23 protein-coding genes are annotated in these 24646 nt (G+C 37.1%); 6 read left to right on the plus strand and 17 right to left on the minus strand.

The genetic code is table 11. The features are described 5' to 3' along the window. Positions 1-19 precede the first annotated feature (19 nt). On the minus strand, positions 20-502 hold the full coding sequence (locus C7D53_RS06550) for a hypothetical protein (RefSeq protein WP_106915606.1): 483 nt from the start codon (positions 500-502) through the stop codon (positions 20-22). Between the two features lie 316 nt (positions 503-818). Between C7D53_RS06550 and C7D53_RS06555 the strand changes: the two genes are divergently transcribed. Further along, positions 819-1763: a serine hydrolase domain-containing protein gene (locus C7D53_RS06555; protein WP_162926114.1), complete on the plus strand. Its 945-nt coding sequence runs from the start codon at positions 819-821 to the stop codon at positions 1761-1763. Positions 1764-1829: 66 nt separating this feature from the next. Next, positions 1830-2915 (plus strand): alpha/beta fold hydrolase, encoded by a 1086-nt coding sequence (locus C7D53_RS06560; protein WP_106915608.1) that lies wholly within the window; start codon positions 1830-1832, stop codon positions 2913-2915. Between the two features lie 7 nt (positions 2916-2922). Here C7D53_RS06560 and C7D53_RS06565 read toward each other — a convergent pair whose 3' ends face one another. Continuing rightward, the gene (locus tag C7D53_RS06565; protein WP_228422223.1) at positions 2923-3510 is read right to left on the minus strand and encodes a GNAT family N-acetyltransferase; all 588 of its coding nucleotides are present in this window, start codon (positions 3508-3510) and stop codon (positions 2923-2925) included. Between the two features lie 73 nt (positions 3511-3583). Between C7D53_RS06565 and C7D53_RS06570 the strand changes: the two genes are divergently transcribed. After that, positions 3584-4081: a hypothetical protein gene (locus C7D53_RS06570; RefSeq protein WP_106915609.1), complete on the plus strand. Its 498-nt coding sequence runs from the start codon at positions 3584-3586 to the stop codon at positions 4079-4081. A gap of 119 nt (positions 4082-4200) precedes the next feature. Here the strand turns inward: C7D53_RS06570 and C7D53_RS06575 are convergent, their stop codons facing one another. The 12 genes from C7D53_RS06575 to C7D53_RS06630 all read right to left on the minus strand — a co-directional run bounded on the left by C7D53_RS06575 (position 4201) and on the right by C7D53_RS06630 (position 19149). Beyond that, positions 4201-5718: a TSUP family transporter gene (locus C7D53_RS06575; protein WP_106915610.1), complete on the minus strand. Its 1518-nt coding sequence runs from the start codon at positions 5716-5718 to the stop codon at positions 4201-4203. Between the two features lie 5 nt (positions 5719-5723). Continuing rightward, positions 5724-8597 (minus strand): TonB-dependent receptor, encoded by a 2874-nt coding sequence (locus C7D53_RS06580; protein ID WP_106915611.1) that lies wholly within the window; start codon positions 8595-8597, stop codon positions 5724-5726. A gap of 397 nt (positions 8598-8994) precedes the next feature. Further along, positions 8995-10668, minus strand: a complete 1674-nt coding sequence (locus C7D53_RS06585; protein ID WP_106915612.1) for an NADPH-dependent assimilatory sulfite reductase hemoprotein subunit — start codon at positions 10666-10668, stop codon at positions 8995-8997. A gap of 32 nt (positions 10669-10700) precedes the next feature. Beyond that, positions 10701-12410: a diflavin oxidoreductase gene (locus C7D53_RS06590; protein WP_106915613.1), complete on the minus strand. Its 1710-nt coding sequence runs from the start codon at positions 12408-12410 to the stop codon at positions 10701-10703. Further along, positions 12400-13245 (minus strand): uroporphyrinogen-III C-methyltransferase, encoded by an 846-nt coding sequence (cobA, locus tag C7D53_RS06595; protein WP_106915614.1) that lies wholly within the window; start codon positions 13243-13245, stop codon positions 12400-12402. Before cobA ends, C7D53_RS06590 begins: the two co-directional genes overlap by 11 nt. A 24-nt stretch (positions 13246-13269) precedes the next feature. Then, entirely contained in the window at positions 13270-14181 is a 912-nt protein-coding gene (gene cysK / locus C7D53_RS06600; RefSeq protein WP_106915615.1) for a cysteine synthase A, read from the minus strand. A 30-nt stretch (positions 14182-14211) separates the two neighbouring features. Next, positions 14212-15042, minus strand: coding sequence for a serine O-acetyltransferase EpsC (gene epsC / locus C7D53_RS06605; RefSeq protein ID WP_106915616.1), 831 nt, complete (start codon positions 15040-15042; stop codon positions 14212-14214). Between the two features lie 3 nt (positions 15043-15045). Next, positions 15046-16284 carry a sulfate adenylyltransferase subunit 1 gene (locus C7D53_RS06610; protein ID WP_106915617.1) on the minus strand — a complete coding sequence of 413 codons (1239 nt, stop codon included), beginning with the start codon at positions 16282-16284 and terminating at the stop codon, positions 15046-15048. A gap of 67 nt (positions 16285-16351) precedes the next feature. Continuing rightward, a complete protein-coding gene (gene cysD / locus C7D53_RS06615) occupies positions 16352-17260 on the minus strand; it encodes a sulfate adenylyltransferase subunit CysD (RefSeq protein ID WP_106915618.1) in 909 nt (302 codons plus the stop codon). A gap of 11 nt (positions 17261-17271) precedes the next feature. Beyond that, a complete protein-coding gene (locus C7D53_RS06620; RefSeq protein WP_106916690.1) occupies positions 17272-17985 on the minus strand; it encodes a phosphoadenylyl-sulfate reductase in 714 nt (237 codons plus the stop codon). Between the two features lie 81 nt (positions 17986-18066). Then, a complete protein-coding gene (locus C7D53_RS06625; RefSeq protein WP_106915619.1) occupies positions 18067-18483 on the minus strand; it encodes an RrF2 family transcriptional regulator in 417 nt (138 codons plus the stop codon). 165 nt (positions 18484-18648) lie between these two features. Further along, a complete protein-coding gene (locus C7D53_RS06630) occupies positions 18649-19149 on the minus strand; it encodes a GNAT family N-acetyltransferase (RefSeq protein ID WP_106915620.1) in 501 nt (166 codons plus the stop codon). Between the two features lie 213 nt (positions 19150-19362). Between C7D53_RS06630 and C7D53_RS06635 the strand changes: the two genes are divergently transcribed. Beyond that, complete coding sequence (locus C7D53_RS06635; protein ID WP_106915621.1) at positions 19363-20757, plus strand: aminopeptidase P family protein; 1395 nt, start codon at positions 19363-19365, stop codon at positions 20755-20757. Between the two features lie 147 nt (positions 20758-20904). Then, positions 20905-21510, plus strand: a complete 606-nt coding sequence (locus C7D53_RS06640; protein ID WP_106915622.1) for a DNA-3-methyladenine glycosylase — start codon at positions 20905-20907, stop codon at positions 21508-21510. A 3-nt stretch (positions 21511-21513) separates the two neighbouring features. Here the strand turns inward: C7D53_RS06640 and mug are convergent, their stop codons facing one another. Then, positions 21514-22017, minus strand: a complete 504-nt coding sequence (mug, locus tag C7D53_RS06645) for a G/U mismatch-specific DNA glycosylase (protein WP_106915623.1) — start codon at positions 22015-22017, stop codon at positions 21514-21516. Positions 22018-22317: 300 nt separating this feature from the next. On the opposite strand from mug, the gene C7D53_RS06650 reads away from it, so the two are divergent. Next, positions 22318-22635: a DMT family transporter gene (locus tag C7D53_RS06650; RefSeq protein WP_106915624.1), complete on the plus strand. Its 318-nt coding sequence runs from the start codon at positions 22318-22320 to the stop codon at positions 22633-22635. 255 nt (positions 22636-22890) lie between these two features. Here C7D53_RS06650 and C7D53_RS06655 read toward each other — a convergent pair whose 3' ends face one another. Together C7D53_RS06655 and C7D53_RS06660 are read right to left on the minus strand one after the other, a co-directional pair. After that, positions 22891-23592 (minus strand): LytR/AlgR family response regulator transcription factor, encoded by a 702-nt coding sequence (locus C7D53_RS06655; protein WP_228422225.1) that lies wholly within the window; start codon positions 23590-23592, stop codon positions 22891-22893. Further along, a complete protein-coding gene (locus C7D53_RS06660) occupies positions 23573-24646 on the minus strand; it encodes a sensor histidine kinase (RefSeq protein ID WP_106915626.1) in 1074 nt (357 codons plus the stop codon). Before C7D53_RS06660 ends, C7D53_RS06655 begins: the two co-directional genes overlap by 20 nt.

The raw sequence follows: 24646 nt of genomic DNA on the forward strand, positions 1-24646 counted from the left end.
GATGGTTTTGAAAATCTTGTTATAAAGAAGAGATATACACTTCTATTTTGGTTCCGTCATAATTAAAGGTTCCGTCAGAATTCATTTTTCCTAAAACCCATTTCATATCTACAGGAACAGACCATGCTGATCCCAAGGAAAATCCGTTCACAGATCTGATTTCATTTCCGTTTCCTGTTGTAATGGCAGAGTGAAACCATGTTTTATCTATTAATCTATAGAAACCAATGGCTTTTCCTTTAGGAATTGGAGAATATCCGTCCCATTTTTCTCCTGCAGGATAGTTGAATTTGCTTAACCATTTTTGACCTGATGATCCAGATAGTTCATCAGGATTAATACTGGCTCCTCTCATGTAAAGAGCATAAGCAACAACATCATGGCAAACACCACTGCTGTACTTTGAAATATTTTCTGCTCCCGAAAGAACGGCATGGGCAACCGGTGCCCTTTCAGATAAGGATAACTGAGCCTTCCTGGCTCCTTCTGGTGTAACTGACATATTGTGAATATTTTGTTTGGTTCTTGTAAAGATAGCTTTTTTAAAATTAATCGATATTTTGAATTGAAAATCAATTGTTTACTATGTTCGGTGATAAAAATAAGGCAGTATATTTTTAATATTTTCTCTACAAAATTGCCACAAAGTCTTTCTTTGAAGTTACTTTGATATCATTCAACTGTTTTGTAACTTTTTGATGGATGTGATTGACATATTGAATATTATATTTCAGGCTATGATTCGAATATCTTTTATTTTAAGCATTATTCTGTTAACCTTTTTTTCCTGCAAAGGAAAATCAGAAAAAGAGGTTCTTATGGAGTTGCATGAAAAAGGGAATTTTAACGGCACTGTTCTCATTATTAAAGAGGGAAAAGTGATTTGTGATACCGCTTTGGGTTATAAAAATCTTGAAGAAAACAGTCTTTTAACGAGGGATACTCCATTTTGTATTGCTTCTCTCACGAAACCCTTTACTGCTGTGGGAATTATGTTATTACAGCAGGAGCATCTGTTGTCATATGATGATAAGGCAAGCCGTTATGTTCCGAATCTTCCTGTATATGCTCAAAATGTGAGTATACGGCAATTGCTTACTCATACTTCAGGACTGGCAGATTATGAAAACGTTTTGGTTTCAGATCAGGAAAAGATTACCAATAGGGATGTTATGAATTTTCTGAAAAATCAAACGGGACTTAGGTTTCCGTCTGGAAGCCGGTTTGAATATAGTAATAGCGGTTATATTGTTTTGGGTCAGATTATAGAGGCTTTATCAGGTCAAACATACAGAGAATTTATGAATAGCAGAGTGTTTACTCCTTTGAAGATGACTCATTCATTTGTTTATGATGTTGAGACCATTTCAACCCCTGACATGATTAAAGCTTATGATCTTCATAAGAAACCGGACGATTATTCATTGCTTACTACCGGAGATGGCAGCATCTATTCTACTGCATGGGATTTGTACAAATTTGATCAGGCTTTAAGAAAACATCAGTTACTGAATGAAGAAAATTCTAAACTAATGTATGAATTACCCGTTTTAAAAGATAAAAAACGCAGTGAATACGGTTTTGGCTGGTTTGTTTCTGATCATGCTGCAATGCATACAGGCGGTGTGGATGGTTTCAGAAGTTTGATCTGGAGGGATTTGAGGAGCAATACCTGCATTATTGCTTTAACCAATCAGGGAGATGCTTTTCCGGTATATGAATTTCTGGATGCCGAAAAAAAGGCCCTGAAAAATAATAAATAAAGGAGTTCTTTTATTCAAAATATCTGTTTAACTTGATTCTATGAATCAGATTTTATACAAAAAATAATGAAAAATAACATACTGCTCATCATTGTTCTATTATTCTCACTTGTAGTATCCGGGCAAGGTAAGCCCTGTGATGAATATGGACCAGCCAGAGAAATTATAAAGGATTTAGATTCTATTGTCAGCCCCAATGGAATTCAGGAAAGATACAAGGCAACTGTGGGAGGAGTTCAGCAATGGGTATATGTACGGGGACAGAACAAGGAAAATCCGGTAATATTATTTGTACATGGAGGTCCTGCCTCTCCTATTGCTCCGGTGATGTGGATGTTTCAAAGACCGATTGAGGAATATTTTACAGTGGTTAATTATGATCAGAGGGCATCCGGAAAAACGTATAATGCAAATGATACATTAAGGCTAAAGAATACGATCAATATCAATCAATACGTGGATGATGCTATACAAATGGCAGAGCTGGTAAAGGAAAAGTATAAAAAGAAAAAAGTGATTCTCATAGGGCACAGCTGGGGAACTATAATTTCCATGAAAGCCGCTCTGAAAAGGCCAGATTTGTTTTATGCCTATGTAGGAATCGGGCAAATTATCAATACCAAAGATAATGAACGTCTAAGTGTTGATTTTGCTGTAAAAGAGGCTACAAGGCTCAAAAATGATGTTGCATTAAAGGAATTGGCATCCATTGCTCCTTATCCGGGAAATACACCCATTACAAGACAAAGAATCATTATTGCAAGGAAATGGCCTCAATATTATGGTGGTTTAACGGCCTACAGAAACAATTCCAGATATTTCTTTCAGGCTCCGTTATTGTCTCCGGAATATTCCTATCAGGACGCGGAAGCCATTGGTAAAGGAAGTTTATTTACTCTTTCAAAGGTTCTTTCGGAGTTTCTTAATACGGATTTTAAGAGCGTTAAAACATTTCCGATACCGGTTTTTATGTTTATGGGCAGACATGACTATACCACACCATCAGAGCCCACTGCTCAATGGCTTCAGAATGTAAAGGCTCCGTTTAAAAAAGGAATATGGTTTGAAAATTCAGCACACTTAATTCCTATTGAAGAGCCTGGTAAAATGCTGGTAACAATATTAAATGATGTTCAGCCTGTCTGTAAATAATAAAATGCTAAGCTTCCAGTTGGAAAAGTCCCATGATGGCATTATGGTAATGCGCAGGGCGTCCCTCAGTATCAGCAATCTTTTTGTCGCCCAAATAAGAAAACCCGCATTTCACGTAATAATCTGTAAGTCTTTGATTTCCTGCCGTAGTATCCATTCTTACATATAATTTTTGGTGTTCTTTGGCAAATTGCTTGGACCATTCCACGATTTGCTCTACAAATTTTTGTCCCCTAAAGTTAGGGTTAGTGGCAATTCTGTGAATATATATAGCTGGATCTGTATTTTTTTCTTCCCAAACCTGATGATCATCAAAAGTAATGCTCCATACACAGGCAACTTTCTGATCTACAGTGATTTTAAAAAGGCGATTTTCCTGAATTTCTGTTTCTATCATGCTTCGTTCAAACTCCGGCCATTGTACACCGGATACTTTTTTCTTAAAGTCAGAAGCCATTTTATATAAGTCAAGGATCTCATCAATATCCTGTGGAGAAGTATTCATTGTCATTATTACCGTTCTTGTTCCCAAAAATACTGAAAAAGAGTGGATATTCTTCCTGATATCGTTATTCAGAATGGGTATAAATTCCATGTAGTTCTCATTGTTTCGTTGGGTAGAGTAAATAAAAATACTATTTTTATCGCCCGATAAAGAAAAAACAATTATGCCGACTGATGCTTCCCACAAGCTGATTCCGATGACAACCTTCGTGCTTGAGTATTATGCGAACGAAGGATATGCTGATCTTCAAATTTTAAATTTGATGAATAATTATGCCAATTTCCTGAAACAATCCCTCACCTTGGGAATGTTTGTTCCTGTAGATCCACAAGGTAATGTCCTAAAAGAACCTAAAAACTATACTTCATGGAAATCACTTGAGCATAATGAGGAAGAAAGAACAGATATTGTTGGTTTTGAAGAATACGGCGAGTATCTGAAAGCAGAAAAAAAATGTATGTTTGAAGGCTTTAAGGTGGGCTATAACGGATATTCAAAGGTTAGAATTATTGCCTCCTATGATGAATCCATAGAACTTTCTTTCAATAAAAATGATCTATTACCAACAGGTTTTAATGATGTGGAATCATTGACTGTTTTTGATGATATCTTTTTAACCTCCAACGCTTTAAGATTAATTGGAATAAAAAATAAGTCATAATTTTTGACAATTCAGTAATAGAAAAGCCCCTTATCAAAATCTGATAAGGGGCTTTTTAAGTGCTTGAACGTGTTTAATGTGTTGATAATCTGGCAGATATATTGTAAATGTATTGTCTGTTAGAATAATGATTTTACTATAGTTACCAGGCTCATGATAATAACTACTACTCCTACTACAACAAACATTTTCTTTGTGGGAAGTTTTGAAGTAAGCATGGCAGAAAACGGAGCTGTAAAAACTCCACCCAAAAGAAGTCCCAAAACAATATTCCAATGATGGATACCAATGGTAAAAATAAAAGTAATGGCACTGGTAATGGTCAGCAAGAACTTAGCGACAGTTGAGCTTCCTACCACATAGTGGGGAATTCTTCCTTCCTTAATCAATGTTCCTGTTACTAATGGTCCCCAGCCACCTCCGGCAAAAGAATCTATAAAGCCACCAACAAGTCCCAGCATTCTGAGATTGGTTCTTCGCTTTGGTTGGATACGGTTTTTCTTATTATCCTTAAAAGCATTTTTCAGGATATTGGCACCCAAATATAGGGTGTAACATGCAATAATGGGTTTTACAATATGGGCATAATGTTCTCCATAGTGAGATAAAGTTAATGCACCAATGACAGATCCCACGATGGCCAAAGGAAATAATACCCAAACCATTTTCTTATTGACATTTCCCAATTTATAATGGCTAAACCCACCTGCGGCTGTTGTAAAAGACTCTGCAGAATGAATGCTGGCACTTACTACAGGTGGCGGAACATTCAATAAAAGCAGTATGGTTGTACATATTACGCCATACCCCATTCCCATTGATCCGGCAACAATTTCTGCCATAAAACCGGCAAAAAGCATCCAATAAAAGATATGGTTATCCTGATTAAGGAAATCCTGAATATCCCCGGAAAGATTAAACTGATATACCACAAGACCAAGTATTCCGAAAAGAAGCATAACTCCTATAATGGCCAGATAGATATTGGCTTTTCTCTGAGCTATTTTGGTAATATTGATCAGTTTTTCAATTTCCAGATTTGATTTTGGGGAAGAAACTGCTCCGTCAGATAAATATTGGGTTGTTATTTTGTTGAGTTCCGTTACTTTATGGTTGAAATCACCCTTTAACTGATTGCGTATACTCTGCATATTGTCCAGTACCAGATCCATTTCATCAGGAATTGTTTCTGTGAATATTTCCCTTAATCTTTTTGCTATGGTTGGAGATTTTCCATTGGTTGAAATGGCAATTTTAAGGCTTCCTTTTTTAACAATTGAACCCAGATAAAAATCGCAGAGATCAGGTTTATCGGCAATATTAACCAAAACATTTTTTTGATGGGCATCATTGCGGATCTGTTCAGCCAGTACAATGTCATTTACAGCTATAATCGCCAGATCTGTATCATTAAAGTCATCATCATTATATGCTCTTTCATGGAATGTTATATTGGTAAACCGCTGCTGTAGGGATTTTACCTCAGGGATAATTTCACGGGCTACCAGCCTGATGGATGTTTCAGGAGAATTTCCAAGTACTGATTCTAGCTTTTCGAGGGCTATATTGCCACCTCCAATAATCAGTAATGATAATTTTTCAAGCTTTAAAAATACGGGATATAAAGAATTACTCATCTTGATTACAGTTTTAAATCATAGGTAAAAGCGAGATAATATAAACCTCCGATTTCAGGTCCTGCTGCATATTGAAAGTAACGTCTGTTCAGTAAATTGGTTGCCCCAATTTTTATATTGGCGTGTATTTCAGGAAGCTTCCAGGTTGCCTGTGCATCAATGGTATAGTATGCGGGAATATCTCCTGAAGCTAAAGGACTCTCCCACGCAAAACTATTCTGCCATCTTGCTACAATTGTAAACCCTATATTTCTAATGATTTCCCTGTTGCCTACACTTATATTCACCATCCATTTCGGGGTATTGAATGCTGTAATAAACAGATCTGAAGTGTTGTTGGAGGCCAGATCATTATAAGATACATTAGCATTAACGTTATAATTTCGAACTACATTATACCGAATGCCGAGTGAAGTCCCGTAGCTTTTGTAGGTATTGTTACTATTGGTATATACCCTGTATCGGTCCTGCTTGCTTCGGTCAAGCATGGCAAGAATGGCGGCGTTGCTTCCCACCTGACTGTTTTTGGGAACTGCTACTTCTACCTGTCCCAGAAATCCTTCATAGATATTGTAGTAAAAATCCCAATCCAATACCAGTTTATTATTAAAGAAAACAGATTTATAGCCTATTTCAAAGGAATTTATTTTTTCAGGTTTCAATTTTTGGAGATTGGCAACAGTTAAAAGTTGTTTATTGTCCTGAGCGGCCTGACTTTGGTTTTTACCTCCATCTACATCGGCATTTACTGCGGAAGTAAACCGATCTATAGAGGCCAGCGTGTAGGAATTTTCCAGATAACCTAGCCCATCATTCACTTTAGAAAGTCCTCCTACTCTTCTTACATTTCCGTTATTGACAAAGGAAAGGGCTTCAAATAATGATGGAAAGCGGTATCCGTTTTGAAAAGATGCCCTAAAATTGTGCTGATTAACAGGAGAATATACAATACTGATCCTTGGATTAAGCTTAGCTTCAAATTCCGGATTTCTATCGATACGTAAGGCTGCATTAAGCTTTAATTTATCATCAAAAAAAAGCTTAGTAATCTGAGCAAAGGCTCCATATTTTTGATAGATAACATCTTTCCCGAATGTTCCGTCAGATAAAGGGATATTTCTTTCAGTAACAGGCCTGTTGAAATCTACAAAATTATTTCCGTCAGGTGTTATGCTATATAAACGATAGTCTATACCGGCAAGTAGATTGAATATTTTGACAAATCTGCTGAGATCATAGGTAAGTTCTCCCTGATAAAAACGGGATTTCTGTTCAAGCTTGGCACCTCCTGTTGCTGGAGCTCCTGCAATTCCTGCATTGGCAGAGTCCCAGTTATTAATTCCAATAATGGTATTTTTTAATTGTTCAAAAGCGGTAGTTCCAGGTACAGCTCTATTTTTGTCAGCTTCCTGTCGGGCCAGAATAAAAGCTTCGTTAAGGCCTCTTCCGGCATTGATGTTATTTTGTAATGTTGTCTGGAAAATATTTTTCCAGCTGTTGTTAGACAGGTTAGTAAGATCAAGATTATCGGCCAGGGGTTTCAGATTATAAGAATCTCCTGTATTTTCTATGGAAACATAGGCCCTGAAAGTAAGCTCTTTACCGGTAAGTTCTACCTTATGGTTCTGAACGGTAGCGTTTTGTAAACGAATCTTATTACCTCTTTGAAAAGTTCCGTCCAGCAAACCATATCGGTATACATAGGAAGCCTTCCACTGGTCGCCAAAACGATAGTATAATCCGGCATCAAATTTTATATTCTTTACTTCCGGGCTTACAAGGTCTTTTTCAAAATATCCGGTCCTTGACACATTGAATGTTGTAGGTTTTCCGTTATAATCTACTTTTACGGCAACGCGGTTATTTCTTTCGTCACCGTATTTGTTCCAAAGATCCTCGGCTGGATTATTGGCTAATGAAAAATTGGGATTGGCGGTGATGAACGAATTAGGGTTCTGATCTGTCTGATTGTTTGATATCCAATCTGTTCCGGCAAAGTAAGATGCGTTTACCTTGATGGCGAAATTTTTATTAAAAGCTTTTGCAAATCGGATGGCGCTTTCTCCCAGAGAACTTATTTTATGGTTGAAATTGTCCACATGATTAACCCCGCCCCGAAAATAGACGCTTAATCCCTGAGAGGTAAAAGGATCTTTCGTCTGGAGACTTGCCAGCCCATTGATGGCATTCATCCCATACAATGCGGAAGCCGCACCGGGAGTAACCTCCATAGACTGAATATCCAACTCTGTAGGACCAATTGCATTACCCAACGGAACTCCTAGCGTTGCAGATTGTACATCTACCCCATCCACCAGCTGCATAAACCGAAAGTTATTGGGTGAGTTAAATCCTCTGGAGTTAGGGATTTTCAGGGTAAGGCTTGAGGTGAGTAGCTGTAATCCTTTTACATTTTCCAAGGTTTCATAAAAAGTAGCTGCCGGGCTTTCTCTGATTGTTTTGATATCAATTTTTTCAATAGCAATCGGAGATCTTAAGACTTTTTCAGGAACACGTGATGCAGAGATAACCACATCATCAATAATAGTGTTTTGAGGATTAAGTCCAATGGTTAGTTTGTTGGAAAGGGAAAGGATTTCCACTGTCTGATGGGAAAACCCATCTTTATTGATAACCAATCGGAACGGAATGGTAACCCTTGTTCTTATCTTAAAGTTTCCAAGTTGATCTGTGGAAACGGTGTCCTGTGTATTTTCAATCTGTACCTTTACTGCATCTATGCCTTTCTGGGTTTCTGTATTTTTAATAATTCCGCTTACTTCTATAAGCTGCTGTGCCTCTGCCAGATTGCAAAATAAAAATGTAATTAATATAAGCCCTGTTTTGGGCAGAAGATATCCCTGTTTTTTGTTTTTCATTTTTCTTCATTTTTTAAGTTAAGAATGAAACTGTTTGAACATTGATGTCTTTGAAGAATGATGACATCGTTTATTTTTAACCATAAAAGGCACAAAAGTTTTCATTTTAAAACACTTTAGTTCGCTTAAGTACGTTTTGATGCCGCAGAAAAGCTCACATTAGCTCAAAATCAAAGATTTTTACAAAACATGGGTGTACTTATGATGTACAAAGTTTAGTTCTTAAAAAATTATGTGTTTGAAACTTTTGTGACTTTTGTGGTTTGATTGAAAAGTTGAAACAGCTTTGATTGTATTGTTATTTGAGAATCAACAACACATACACATTCGTTCACTTAAAAGAAGAGGTTGATGTTTTTTTAGTTTTTTCAGATCATAAAAAAGGCTTGTCATATATTCAGTTTAAAGTTTTTAAGTAGCGGTTTGAAAAATCACCAAATGTTTCTTCTGTAAGTCTTTTCTGTATATAAATCCCGAAAAGTTCGTCAAGAGTAGTCAGAATTTCCTCTTCACCGATATTTTCCCTGAATTTTGTATTCAATCGCATTCCCAGTCTGTCTCCCCCGATATGGAGGTTGTATTTACCATAGGCTGTTCCTACAAATCCAATTTCAGCATTGGGAGATCGGCCGCATCCATTGGGGCATCCGGTCATTCTAATGGTAATATCATCTTGTAAAAGGCCATGTTTTTCAAGAATGGGTTCTATTTTGGTTACCAACGAAGGTAAATAGCGCTGTGCTTCTGCTAAAGCCAAAGAACACGTATTTAACGCAACACAGGCAACAGAATTTTTACGAAGGGCACTTGCTTTGTCAGTATATTCTGAAATGCCATATTCCTGCAATAGGTTTTCAACTTTTGCTTTATCTTCTTCATTGATATCTGCAAGAATCAGATTTTGGTTACAGGTAAATCTAAAGTTGAGTTCAACGGTTTGGGCTATCTTTAATAATCCTGATTTTAAAGGATATTCTTCAATATCAAGAACCCTCCCATGCTCTACAAACAATGTATAAAACCATTTTCCTTCATGATTTTGAGTCCAGCCATAGCGGTCTTTTCTTTGTTCAAACTTAAATTCTCTTGCAGGCTCAAAGCTGAATCCTGTTCTTTTCTCTACTTCATTTCTGTACTGATCTATTCCAAGCTTATCAATGGTATATTTTAATCTTGAAAGCTTTCTATCACTTCTGTTTCCGAAGTCGCGTTGTACCGTTATGATCTCATACACTGCCTGTAAGGCCTTTTCTTCAGAATCTACAAATCCAAGCACAGAGGCAAGACGTGCATAGGTGACTTCATTTCCGTGGGTAGCTCCCAGCCCTCCTCCGGCAGCAATATTGTATCCTGCAATCTGATTGTTTTCGATGATGGCAATCAGCGCAATATCATTGATGAATACATCTACATCATTATTAGGAGGAACCGCAATACCTATTTTCAGTTTTCTTGGAAGATATCTGTCCTGGTATAAAGGGTCTTCTTCTGCTTTTCTGTCAACAATCAATTCATCATCAATCCAAATATCATAATAAGATTGTGTTTTAGGCAGACACATTTCACTTATTTTGCCTGCCAGTTCGTAGGTTTGCTGATGCAGTGGAGATTCTGATGGATTTGCTGTACAGGTAACATTTCTGTTCACATCACCACAGGCTGCAATAGAGTCCAGATGATTGAGATTAAAGTTCTGAATGGTTGGCTTTAAATGAGACTTTAAAATACCATGCAGCTGAAGAGTTTGTCTTGTTGTTATTTTTATAGTTCCTGTGGAATGGTCTTGGGCAATTTCATTCACTCCAATCCATTGATCTGAGGTTAAAAAACCTCCGGGAAGCCTTAGCCTGATCATATAAGAATACAACCATTCCAGTTTTTTGGCAACACGTTCTTCTCTTCTATCTCTGTCATCCTGTTGGTACATTCCGTGGAACTTAATCACGGTTTGATCATCTTCTCGTATGGCTCCTGTGAAGTCGTCCGATAGACTTTCTTTTAATGTTCCCCTGAGCCCGTTACTTTGGGTTTTAATCCTTTCTACAGGAGAAAGATTATCTTTATTGCTCATAATTGTTTTTTTAATGGTATTACCGGCTTTTTTTAATAAACATCTTTGGCGTATCGGCCGCTAAGCTCCATTTCTTCTAAGTAATGAAGGGCCTCTTCCTTACTTCGTTTTCCTTGGTGTTGAATAATATTTAAAAGAGTGTCTTCAACATCCTTACTCATAGGTTCTCTGGCACCGCATACATACACGGATGCCCCGCCCTCAAGCCAATAAAAGACTTCTTGTGCTTTTTGTTCCAATTTGTGCTGAACATATACTTTTTCGGCGGTATCTCTTGAAAAAGCCAGATCTAAATGAGTTAGACTTCCGGTTTTAAGAAAATCCTGAAGCTCAGACTGATAAATGAAGTCTGATACAAAATTTCTGTCCCCAAAAAAGAGCCAGTTTTTCCCCTCTGCTCCAATGGCATCCCGCTCCCAAAGAAAAGATCTGAAAGGTGCAATTCCTGTTCCCGGCCCAATCATGATGATATCCTTATCCGGTTCCGGCAATCTGAAATGCCCCGCATCCTGAATGTAGAACTCAATATCTTCTCCCTCACGAAATTCGCTGAGAAATCCACTACATAGGCCATTATGCTTCTGATGGTCTATGTAGAATTCTGATTTTGCTACTGTAATATGTATTTCATTTTCACCATGTGCCTCCAGAGAAGATGATATAGAATACAAACGAGGCGCCTGAGCTGTAAGGATCTGAATAACTTCTTCAAATTCTTCTGCATTCTTCACAGGATAAATTCTAAGCAGATCAAGAAGACTTAAACGGACCTCCGGAATGGAATGCCCTGTAATTTTCGCATATTGAATTACCACAGTTTTTAATAAATAACTAATATTAAGGTGTTTATGCAAAAGCTCTTCTACGGTATCTGTTACTTTTGGAGTTTCAATTTTCTTATTGGAATCAATTCCCGTTAATGCAATAATTTTATCCACTACTGTTTTAGAATTGAATGGGATAATTCCCAGAGCTGCACCGGGCTGGTAAGCTAAGCTCTCTTCTGTCTCTATTTCTATATGGTATGTTTCTTTTTCAGAGGTAATATCATTGAGGTTAATAATGGTTGCTATTTTTCCCTGATACTTTTTTCTTCCGGCTGAAACTTTTTGAACCGGTGTATTTTTGATACTGCCTGCTGATGTTTGGTTAACAGCTTCAAAGACATGCTCTATCCAGTTTTTTGCATCTTCTTCATAATCAATATCACATCTTTTTAATGGGACAATACGCTGTGCACCAAGAATTTCAAAACGGGAATCTACCTCTTCTCCTGTTTTACAAAACTGAGGATAGCTGCTGTCTCCCAAGGCCAAAATTCCGAACTTAAGGAGGCTGAGATTGATCTCGTTTTCATAGATATAATCATAGAATTTTTTGGCAAGAATTGGCGGATCTCCTTCGCCCTGTGTACTGATCACGACAAAGAAAAATTCTTCCTTTGTAAGATCCTTGGGTTTGTATTGGGAAAGATCTAATAATTTAACCTGAATTCCTTTTTTCTTAATGATTCCTGCCAGTGCTGTTGCCAGTTTTTTGCTGTTTCCTGTTTCTGTTCCGTAGGCAAGTGTAATTTTCCTAACCGTATTTTGTTCTGTGAAAGCTGCCTGCAATGGTGGCTGTACGGCAGTAAGTGGCGCTCCGGCAAGACCTGCCAGATATCCGCTAGCCCAGATCGATTCGTCTCTGGAAAAATCACCGGATATTTGTTTCAGTATGTTTAGTTTCGTTTCAGACAGCATATTCGAAGAAATTTTGAGTTTTTGGGATGAGACTTCCGTTTTCCACCGATTTAAAATAAAGGCCTTCCTGTTCTGCATTTTCCAGCCAGGAGAACTCTTCGTGCAGGTTCACTACTTTACCAATGATGACCAGCGAGGGTGAGGCAAAGTTTTTATCACCCAGAGTTTTATTGAAATCATCAAAAGAAGCTGTATAAACCTTTTGAAAAGGGGTTGTAGCTTGTTCGATAACAGCAATTTTTTTCTCTTTTGATACATTTAAAGAGGTAAATTTCTCTACGAGTTCCGTAAGGTTTCCTTTAGACATATAAAATACAAGGGTATCATTGGTTATAGCCAGTTCTTTCCAATATTCATCGGTAAGGATCTCAGATTTATAGTAAGTGAGAAAGCGTACTGAGGTAGCATATCCTCTGGCTGTTAAAGGCATTCCGGCATAGGCAGCGGCACCCAATGCAGCTGTAATTCCGGGAATAATCTCGTATGGAATATGGTTTTGCTTCAGCGCCTGTAATTCATCCAAGACATTGGAAAATATAGAAACATCTCCGCCCTTAAGCCTTACCACTGTTTTATTCTGAAGGGCATAATCCACCATTAAAGTATTGATAAGGGATTGAGGAGTTGATGCATTTTTGCTGCATTCTTTACCTACGTAGATGATTTCTGTATGTTTATTGACATAGGTCTCTAAGATTTCAGGACTTACCAAACGGTCAGATAAAACAACATCTGCCTTGGCGATGGCTTTTACGGCTTTTACTGTGATCAAATCAGGGTTGCCGGGCCCTGCACCGATAAGGTAAACCTTAGGTGATTTTATATTTGTATTCATTGAAGTCGGTGTTAATTAAAGGATTTAGAATAGTCCCTCAATGGAAAGATACCTTTCTCCGGTATCGTAATTGATGGTGAGAATTTTAGCTCCGGATTCTATTTCCGGCAAATGTTTTGCGATGGCAGCCAGAGCCGCTCCTGTAGAAATCCCTACAAAAAGACCTTCTTTTTTTGCTGCGTTCAGGGCAAATTCATAAGCCTCCTCTTTTCCTATTGTGATGACACCATCCAGAAGAGTAATATCTAAAATTGAGGGCACAAATCCGGCTCCAAGACCTTGTAATGGATGTGGTGCAGGACTTCCGCCACTTAATACGGGAGATAGTTCCGGTTCTACAGCAATTACTTTAGTGTTGGGATATTTTTCCTTTACTACCTGTGCAATCCCGGTGATATGACCGCCTGTTCCTACACCTGTAATGATGTAATCCAGACCGTCCGGAAAGTCCTGTAGAATTTCCTGTGCTGTGGTTTGGGCATGTACCTGAACATTGGCGGGATTGTCAAACTGTCTCGGGATCCATGAGTTGGGTGTTTCCTGTGCTAGTTCATTGGCTTTTTCAATAGCTCCCTTCATTCCTTTTTCTCTTGGAGTAAGCACAAATTCAGCACCATAGGCTTCCATGATTTTGCGTCGTTCTATACTCATGCTGTCCGGCATTACGAGAATCAGCTTATATCCTTTTACAGCAGCTACCAATGCCAGTCCTATCCCTGTGTTTCCACTGGTAGGTTCTATAATGATGCTATCTTTATTAAGCAATCCTTTAGCTTCTGCATTTTCAATCATTGCCAGGGCAATTCTGTCTTTAATGCTTCCGCCCGGATTGCTTTTTTCCAGTTTAATCCAGATTTCATGATCTGAATTGAATATTTTATTGATCTTTACGACTGGTGTATTTCCAATCGTTTCTAGTGTATTCTGAAATTTCATACCAATACAATTTTTTGTTTTTTTTTGTTTTTATATGACAAAGGTTAAAGATTCTGGCAATGAACTGTTATCCTTTATTTTTATTTCGCTTTTATGATAGACCAGAGAATGAGGAGGAACATCCTGTGTTATCCATACATTTCCTCCGATAATGCTTTCGGTGCCTATTGTTGTATCCCCGCCCAAAATGGTAGCTCCGGAATAAATAATGACATGGTCTTCAATATTGGGGTGCCTTTTTTGATTGGCTTTTTCTTTAGAAACATTCAAGGCTCCTAAAGTGACTCCCTGATATATTTTGACATGATTGCCAATGACTGTTGTTTCTCCAATGACAATTCCGGTTCCGTGATCGATGAAAAAATATTCTCCAATTACTGCTCCCGGATGTATATCTATTCCTGTTTTGCTGTGTGCATATTCTGAAATTACGCGGGGTAAAACCGGAACCTCCTGATTCCAAATCTGATGCGAAATACGATATACGTAGGTCGCAAAATACCCGGGATAAGCAAGGTGGATTTCTTCTAAAGAGCCTGCTGCCGGATCAAATTCCAATATGGCTTGTGCATCCTGATTAAGATGATCATATATTTGGGGCAGGGCTTCAAAAAAAGCTGTTACCTGTACTTCGGTAAGGTCTTTATCATTTGTTATTGTATAGATCAGGTTGAAGAGATGATCCTGTAGTTCTGCAAAATCCTGCTTCAATTGATCCTTTGTATTGTCTTGCTGAGGAAGAAACAATACTTTATACAAATCTGTTACAAAAACCTTTACCCTTGCTCTGTCAAAGAATCCATGAGTCTTATCCTGTTTGCTTTGATGAATTCTTTCAATTAAATAATTTGAAACTGACATTTTTTACTGTATTATACAGGCTGCAACAGTGGAATGAGAGGTTTCATCTACTAAAATTGCAGAACCTGTTCTTTTGTTATTGATAAAACTATCGTACACCAGTGGTTGTGCGGTTCTTATGGTTACTTTCACCACTTCATTGAGTCGGATATCCCCATTGGCTTTTTCCTGTGTAAGGGTGTTGACATCAATCTTGTAATCTACTTCCTTTACCACAGCCTTTACCAGTCTGCTGTTTTGCTGGAGCAAATACTTGTTTCCTGGCTGCAATGATTTTTGGTCAAGCCAGCATAGCAGAACTTCCAGATCTTTTTCTACAACAGGAAGCTGTTCTTCGGTGGCAAAAATATCACCTCTGCTGATGTCCAGATCATTGGTTATATGAATAACAACAGGTTGTCCCTCAAATGCTTCTTCTGTTTCGGTTCCATTGATCTCAATCCTGGCTATTTCGCTTGTAATCCCTGCCGGAAGAATATGAATTTTATCTCCTTTTTGGAATCTTCCACTCAGTATTTGACCTGCATACCCTCTGTAGTCATGCAGTTCTTCAGTTTGGGGACGAATTACATACTGAACCTGAAAGCGGCTGCCATTATTTAATTCTTCATTCAATGTCACTTCTTCCAGATATTCCAAAAGAGAATTTCCCTGATACCAGTCTGTTTTAGAGGATATGGAAACAATATTATCACCTTTAAGGGCAGAAATCGGAAAATAGCTCACGTCATGCAAACCAAGGTTTTCCGCAATTTTTGAATATTCTTCTTTTATGGTTTCAAATACTTCCTGGGAATAATCTACCATGTCCATTTTATTAATGGCTACGGCTACTTTCTTCAGCTTCAGTAATGATGCTATTATGGAGTGTCTTCTTGTCTGTTCAATAACTCCCTTTCTGGCGTCAATCAGGATAACCATTAGGTCGGAGTTTGAGGCACCAGTAATCATATTACGGGTATATTGTACATGACCGGGAGCATCAGCAATAATAAATTTTCTTTTTGAAGTTGAAAAATATCTGTACGCAACATCTATAGTGATCCCCTGTTCCCTTTCAGCACGAAGTCCGTCCGTTAAAAGAGCAAGATCTACCCCGTCATCATTTTTGTTTTTAGAGTGCTTTTCAAGGACTTCCAACTGATCCTGTAAAATACTTTTGCTATCGTAGAGCAGTCTTCCGATAAGGGTACTTTTACCATCATCTACGCTGCCTGCTGTTATAAATCTTAAAATATCCATCCGTTTTAATTTATGGGTAATGAGTAATAAGTGAGTTTAGTGAACAAAGGTTATACTGATTTCTTGTTTAGAAGTAACCTCCTTTTTTGCGATCTTCCATGGCTGCTTCTGTGACGCGGTCATCAATTCGGGTTTCTCCACGTTCAGAAATTCGGGTTGCCACAATTTCTTCGATAACGGCATCTATTGTTGTTGCTCTGGATTCTACTGCCGCAGTACACGTCATGTCTCCCACGGTACGGTATCTTATCTTTTTTACTGCTATTACATCATCAGTTTCCAGGGAAGCATGATGAGAATTGGCGATCCATTGTCCGTTAAGGTCTACCACTTCTCTGTCGTGCGAAAAATAAATAGAAGGCAGATCAATTTTTTCTCTTCGAATGTAGTTCCAGATGTCTAGCTCTGTCCAGTTACTGATTGGGAAGACCCGTACATTTTCGCCTTTCTGGATTTTTCCATTGAAAATACTCCACAATTCAGGACGTTGAAGTTTGGGATCCCATTGTCCAAATTCATCTCTTACTGAGAAAATTCTTTCCTTGGCACGGGCTTTTTCTTCATCTCTACGAGCTCCCCCAATGCAGGCATCAAACTCAAATTCTTCTATGGTATCTAATAATGTATAGGTCTGTAGCCAGTTTCTGCTTGGGAATTTACCCTTAGGCTCTGTTAAGCCTTTCTTTTCTATTGTATCTTCAACTTTACGAACAACAAGATTAACATCTAACTGATTGACAAGCTGATCCCGGAAATTTAATACTTCGGGGAAATTATGCCCTGTATCTACATGAACAAAGGTGAACGGTATTTTCCCGTATCGAAATGCCTTCGAAGCTAGATGAGCAAGCACAATACTGTCTTTTCCTCCACTGAATAAAAGTGCCGGACGTTCAAACTGTCCTGCAACTTCCCTTAAAATGTAAATAGATTCAGCTTCCAACTGATCCAGATAGTTTAAATGATATGTTGACATATTTTATTTTTTTATTGATGAATATGCAGACCGCATTCTTTTTTATTGGCATCTTCCCACCACCATCGGCCAGCTCTGAAATCTTCTCCTTCTTTAATGGCTCTTGTACAAGGTTCACATCCAATGCTTACAAATCCTTTTTTGTGCAGATAATTGTAAGGCAGATGATTGTCTTTAACATAGTCCGTTACCTGCTCTGTACTCCAGTGAAGAATTGGATGATACTTAATGATCCGGTTATCTTCATCCCATTCTAATGAGGGCATATTCTGCCGGTTTGAAGAATGCTCTGATCTTAATCCCGTTATCCATACCTTATATCCTTTTAACGCAGATTTCAAGGGATGTACCTTGCGAATAGTGCAGCATGCTTTCCTCTGTTCTACGGATTGATAAAAGGAATTGGGGCCATTTTCTGACACAAACTTTTTCAGTTCTTCAGTGTCCGGATAATAAGCTTTAATATCCTTTTTAAAGAATGCTTTTGTAGAGGCCCATGTTTCATAGGTTTGTTCAAAAAGTCTTCCGGTATCCAATGTGAAAATATCTATGTTCAGATTTTTTATCAGATGAGTAACCACTTGGTCTTCATAGCTGAAGCTGGTAGAAAAAACTAATTCATTCGGAAATTTTTCTGCCAGTACTTGTAAAAAGTTGCTTTGAAAAGATCCCTCTGTAAGTTCTTCCTGAAGTTTTTCGAATTCATTTTTCAGACTATTTTCCATGTCCATTTGAAATTTGTTCTTGCAAATATATATAAAATTCTATAACTCCTATCAAATTAGTAGAATTTAAATGAAAAAAAATTATTTTTTGTTTATAAACGTAGTCAGAGTGGCCTCCATCATGCTTTGTCTGGTTTTTTCACGGACAATAATAAGTTCATTTCTAAGATAACATGTTGCTTCATCTACACAATCATCACACGCTTCATAGAAGTTTAAGGATACGCAGGGAGTTAAGGCGATAGGTCCGTCGAAAATGCGGTAAATATCCGCTAATGAAACGTCATCCGGAGATTTTAGCAGATAATATCCTCCTACCTTACCTTGCTTGCTGTTTACCAGTTTGGCTCTTTTAAGTTCCAGAAGAATTTGCTCTAAAAATTTTTTGGGGATGTTTTCATCCTGTGCAATAATAGAAGTGGGCAGAAAGCCTTGATTGTAATTTCTTGCTAACCTGACCATTGCTTTTAGCGCATATTTGCAACGTTTGGACATCATAATGTACGCAAGTTATAACAAATTATCTTATTAATGAAATGTTTTAGATTCTACCCAGAAGAATTACGAATAATATTTTTCCATAGATTAGGAAGTAACTATAGAAAGAGTACTGAGAAAGCCGAATTGTTATTCTTGCTTTTTCAGCACCCTTTATTTATTGTTTTAAATTTCATTTTTTGAAAATAAAAAATATGCTAATTCTGAGTTTTCCCTTACCAGGTTTTCAATTCTGTTAAATCCGCTCTTCATCAGAACTTTTTGGGAACCAATATTATCAAGATCTGTTACAGCAACAACGTCTTTCTTTTCATTTAAAGAAAGGGAATGTTGGGTGAGTGCTTTGCAAACCTTAGTTCCAATTCCTTTGCCCCAGTAATTTTCATCTAAGGTATATCCTATTTCTGTTTGATCAGGGTTATCAAGAAAAACTCTGGCCAGACACATTCCAACAAAATCATTATTCTGAGCATCAAATATTCCCCATCTGCTTAATTCCCCTTCTTTATAATCTGCTAATGCTTTTTCAAACATCTCCCTATATTCTTCGGATGTTTTATAAGGCAGGTATCGGGTAACATTGACATTATCAAAAAGAGCAAGAAACAAGGAAAACTCTTGAGGGGTAAATTCGCGGATGATGATGGTGTCGTCTTTATAATGCATGGAAATGAATGTGATTTTATAATGATAGAATAAAGGTACACAAATAAATTAAAAATTGACTGTAAACCCCGTGATAATACGTTCTACCATTGACAAAATATCATTAATTTCATCCATATAAAAATCATTATCTTGAAGATAGGAAATAATGAAGTGTATAAACAATACAAAATTGTAACTTTAAGCTTTTAAAATAAAAAGTATTTACAATATATGTTTTCAGCGCAAACCTATCAAGACAGAAGAGCCGTATTACAAAGCAATGTGGCTAATGGAATTTTATTGTTTTTAGGAAATATAGAAAATCCTGTAAATTTTGAGCATAATCCTTATTATTTCCGCCAAGACAGCACCTACTTATATTATTGGGGAGTTCAGGAGCCAAGAATTGCTGCTATTATTGATATTGATGAAAATAAGCACATTGTTTTCGGAGATGAATTGAGTATAGATGACATTGTATGGATGGGCAGACAGGAAACTCTGGCAGAAAAATGTCTGAAGTCCGGAGTACAGGAAACTTTACCGTATGCAGAACTTTCTCAATATATTTTAAAAGCACTGACTTCGGGAAGAAAGATCCATTATCTTCCACCCTATCAGTCTTCAAATAAAATTATATTGGCGGATCTTTTGGGCATTAAAATAGCAGAGCTTCAGCCTTCTGTAGAAATGATTAAGGCCATTGTAAAGCAAAGATCTATAAAAGAAACTCAGGAAATAGTACAGATAGAACAGGCGGTGAATGTATCCAATGAAATGCATCTTTTGGCCATGCGTGTAGCAAAATCAGGTATTAAAGAATATGAAATAGCAAACGCTATTCAATACCTTGCTGCTAATAAAGAGTGCCAGATGTCTTATCCTCCGATTGTTACCATAAACGGAGGTATTCTTCACAACCACTACCGTCTCAATACTTTGAAAGAAGGAGATCTTTTTCTTAATGATTCCGGAGCTGAAACAGCAATGGGATACGCAGGAGATCTAACCCGAACATTTCCTGTAAGTACCTCTTTTAGTACTAAACAAAAAGAAATGTATGAAGTGGTTCTGAATGCTTTTAATAAGGCACAACAGCTTCTAAAACCCGGAATGCAATTTAAAGATATTCACCTGAAAGCATCTCAGCATCTGGTAGAAGGGCTTATTGATTTAGGGTTGATGAAAGGAAATCCTGAGGAAGCGGTGAAAAACCATGCTCATACCCTATTCTTCCAATGTGGATTAGGCCACCAAATGGGACTTGATGTACATGATATGGAAGATCTTGGTGAACAATATGTGGGTTATACAGAAGAAAACCCAAAAGATACCAAAACGTTTGGGCTTAAATCTTTACGTTTAGGAAAAGCTTTGGATTCAGGATTTGTAGTAACAGTGGAGCCAGGTATTTATATGATCCCTGAACTGATTGATATTTGGCAGTCAGAAAATAAGAATGCAGGCTTCATTAATTATGACAAAGTGAATGAATACCGTGATTTTGGAGGAATACGTATAGAAGATGATTTCCTGATTACCAATGATGGCTACAGGCTTTTGGGGAATGGATTAATCAAAACGGTTGATGAAATTGAAAATTACAGAGCAGAACATTTAGCTTAAATACAATATTTTCCTTTGGAAGAAAGATAAAACAAAGCCTCATATTTTATTATGAGGCTTTGTTTTATGGTATTATCAAGTACATTTCCTATTCAAAAAAACAATTATTATCCTTAATTTTGATTCAGCATCCCTAAAATCATTCATGTGAAACTATCCCTTTCCTACTATTCCAATCAGGATGTACTTTTTCTGGCTCAGGATCTGCTGGGCAAAGTATTGTTTACAGAAGTTGACAACCATATCACCGCAGGTGTTATTGTAGAAACCGAAGCTTATTTTGGAGTAAAGGATAAAGCATCTCATGCCTATGGGGGCAGGCGAACAGACCGAACAGAGACGTTATATCACCATGGTGGAGTTTCTTATGTGTATTTATGCTATGGGATTCATCACCTGTTCAATATTGTAACCTCTGTTGAGAATGATCCACATGCTGTATTGGTGAGGGCTATTGAACCCTTTATGGGTAAAGAAATCATGGAGCTAAGGAGAAATATGCCGGCATCCAAGGCTGTCATTTCATCAGGTCCCGGATCTGCGGCTAAAGCCCTGGGAATTGATCGTTCTTTTAACAAAAAAGATCTGACAGGAACTGAAATTTGGATTGAAGATCAGGGTATTTTTTATCATCCGGACGAGATCATTGCAGGACCTCGTATAGGGGTGGCTTATGCACAGGAAGATGCTCTGCTACCTTGGCGCTTTTTCGTGAAGGGAAATAAATATGTGAGTAAACCCAATAAAATATGAATATCAAGATTCATGAATTGTTTGGTAGAACTCTTTGTAATAAGTAATAAGATCATCAAGAGAAAATCCACGGTTTAACCCGCTGGTATTGGGGAGAACCCATACTTTAGCCCCACAAAAATCTTCCGTCTGCTGTCCCCATTGGATGTCTTTCTTCTTAGAAAAAGCCTTGTAGGCAGCTTTACCAAGAAAAGCTACATATTGAGGTTGAAACTCCATTATTTTGTTGGTAAAACTTTCAAATGCATCATCAAATTCCTCCTTTGAAAGTTCGTCGGCACGGGAAGTTGCTCTTGCTACAGCAGTTGTTAATCCGTACCCAAAATCCAGAATTGAAGCATCATTCACGGGCTCAATTTCGTATGGAGTAAAACCTGACTGATGAAAGACTTTCCAAAAACGATTGCTCTTCCCTGAAAAATGATGACCATTATTGGATGATTTTAAACCAGGATTAATTCCACAAAAAATAACCGTGAGATGAGTGGTAATGATATCTGTTAACATAGCTTAAACGAATTAGAAAAAAATAGATCTATACTTTTTTACTGCTTAAAGGTATTCATATTCATGGATATTCAAACTTGGATTTGATTTCAAAAAGCCTATCGTTTCATGAGATGTATACTACGTTTCACCAGTGCTTTTTGCGGTGTCACATACTTTATCACACTGAATATAAGCGGATAAAGATAATTTTGCAATAATAACGGAGTTGAATTATTCTATTGTAGATCACTATTTTAAACTTAATAATGTTCATTAATACACTAGATTTTTATTCAGAATGTCATTAAAATAAATAATATGAACTGGATTGCATTAATCATTGCAGGAATTTTTGAAATCGGATGGCCACTGGGTCTTAAACTCTCTCAGCAACCGGAAAATAGTAAATGGAGCTGGATCATATTTTCGATATCGTGTATGATGGTGAGCGGTGGTTTTCTTTGGTATGCACAGAAAAGTATTCCTATTGGAACAGCCTATGCAGTCTGGACAGGAATAGGAGCCGTAGGAACTTTAGCGGTGGGTATTCTGTTTTTTCAGGACTCTGTAAGTGTTTTAAGACTCTTATCTGCATTACTGATTGTAGTTGGAATCGTTGGACTCAAGCTTTTTTAATTTAAAATATACTTGCTCAAAAAATTGGCTTAAATCAGTATTGATTTAAGCCAAAACATTATTCAACATTGGAATAATAAAACCAACCTCATTATATTTATATTGTTGAGTCTCATTACAAGAAAATTCTATTGTAGAATATTTTATTACTAAAGTGTTTAAGATGATACTTCAAATTTGGGTAAATTGATAGAGATGTCAAAAAACGATCTATCAATGGAAAACTATTGTCTATCATCGGCAAAAAAAGAAATATTAAAGATCAATAAACGGTTTATAAGTCCTGCCAATAGGTAGTTTTTTTCCTTTAATCTGAACAATGCTTGCCGATTTTTCTTCCACTTTGGGTTTGGAGATAATATAGGATTTGTGAATACGGGTAAACATGTTCGGGTTCAGGCTCTCCTCTATTTTACTGATGGGCATTTTGAAAGTAAAAGTGTCTGTCTTTGTATGAATATTAATGTATTCTCTTAAGCTTTCGATATAAAAAATATCCTGCAGAATGATCTTAACCTTCTTTTTGCCGCTGCTGATGAATATATGATCACGCTCAGCCATTTCCAATAAAGCATCCTCTGCTTCCATTAAGTATTTAAACTTTCCAATCGCGGTAACAAATCTGTCATACGGAATAGGCTTCAGGAGGTAATCTGCAATATCCAGTTCATATCCTTCCACCGCATATTGATGATAGGCGGTTATTACAATCACAAATGGAGGGTTTTTAAGCTTTCGTAAAAAATCAAAACCCTTTACCACCGGAAGATGGAGATCCAAAAACATCAGATCTACTTCATGAATGTTCAGCAGATTATTTGCATAAACTGCATCAGCACATTTACCAATAAGGTTCAGTTCGGAATCACGAGAAATAAAGGTTTCCAGAATTTCTGCAGCAATGGGTTCGTCTTCTACAATAATGCAATTGTATTTTTTAGGAGCTGAATTCATCATTGAAATCTATAATTAGTTGTACACTATATCTGTCACTTTTATTTTCTACAGTAAGAATATGCGTTGGATAAAGCAATTCAAGCTGTCTGCGTATATTTTTCAGACCTATTTTAGTGGAATGCTCATGAGGTCTTTCTTCCTTTGAATTTTCTATGAAATAAGTCAGAATCCCATTTTTCAACTGAATGTCAATATGGATAAATGTATTGCCCAGACTCTCAGAAATACCATGTTTAAAAGCATTTTCTATAAATTGGATTAATATAAGCGGAGAAATTTTCTGAAAAGGGTTATCAATATCTTCATGTAAATTGATACTCAGATGATGGTGTCGTATTTTCTGGATCTGTATAAAGTCTTTCATGTTTTCAATATCTTTTTCAATCGAAATGTTTTTTTCTGAAGCCTCATAGATATTATATCGCATGACCTTTGACAACTGAAGTATGACATCAGGGGTTTCATCTGCCTTTTTAAGGGCCATTCCGTAGATATTGTTCAAGGTATTAAACAGAAAATGAGGATTGATCTGGGCCTTGAGCATCGTCAATTCCTGATCCAGTTTTTCAGATTTCAATTGGGAAATCTGGTCCTTTAAAAGGTTTTTCTGCCTTGTAATTTCAATTCCAAATACCAATCCCACCATAAAAATAAGATCCATGAATGAATTGAATGCCACCAACCCATTCATATACCCTGATGGCTGCCTGCCATCCAGCATCTCTGTAACACTATAGATGTAAGGATAAATAACATAATGGGTAAGAAAACGATGTCCCAGAACAGCTATTACAACAATAAAAATAGAAAGAAAAGACTTGAAGAAAATTTGAGCATTTACTTTCTCATACACGTATAATAATGAATAAGCAAGAGGAACTTTAACCAAGAAATATCCTAATTCCAGAATGAGGGTATTCTGAAGCCTTATCTGCCATTGGAAATTTGGAAACTGATATCTGGACCAGTAAAAGTCAAGATAAACCTCCAGTATATAATACAATATCCAAAAGAGCAAATGAATCTGCAGTTTAGATTTTGGGTCTGATTTCAA

Source organism: Chryseobacterium aurantiacum (assembly GCF_003020585.1).
GTDB lineage: Bacteria > Bacteroidota > Bacteroidia > Flavobacteriales > Weeksellaceae > Chryseobacterium > Chryseobacterium aurantiacum.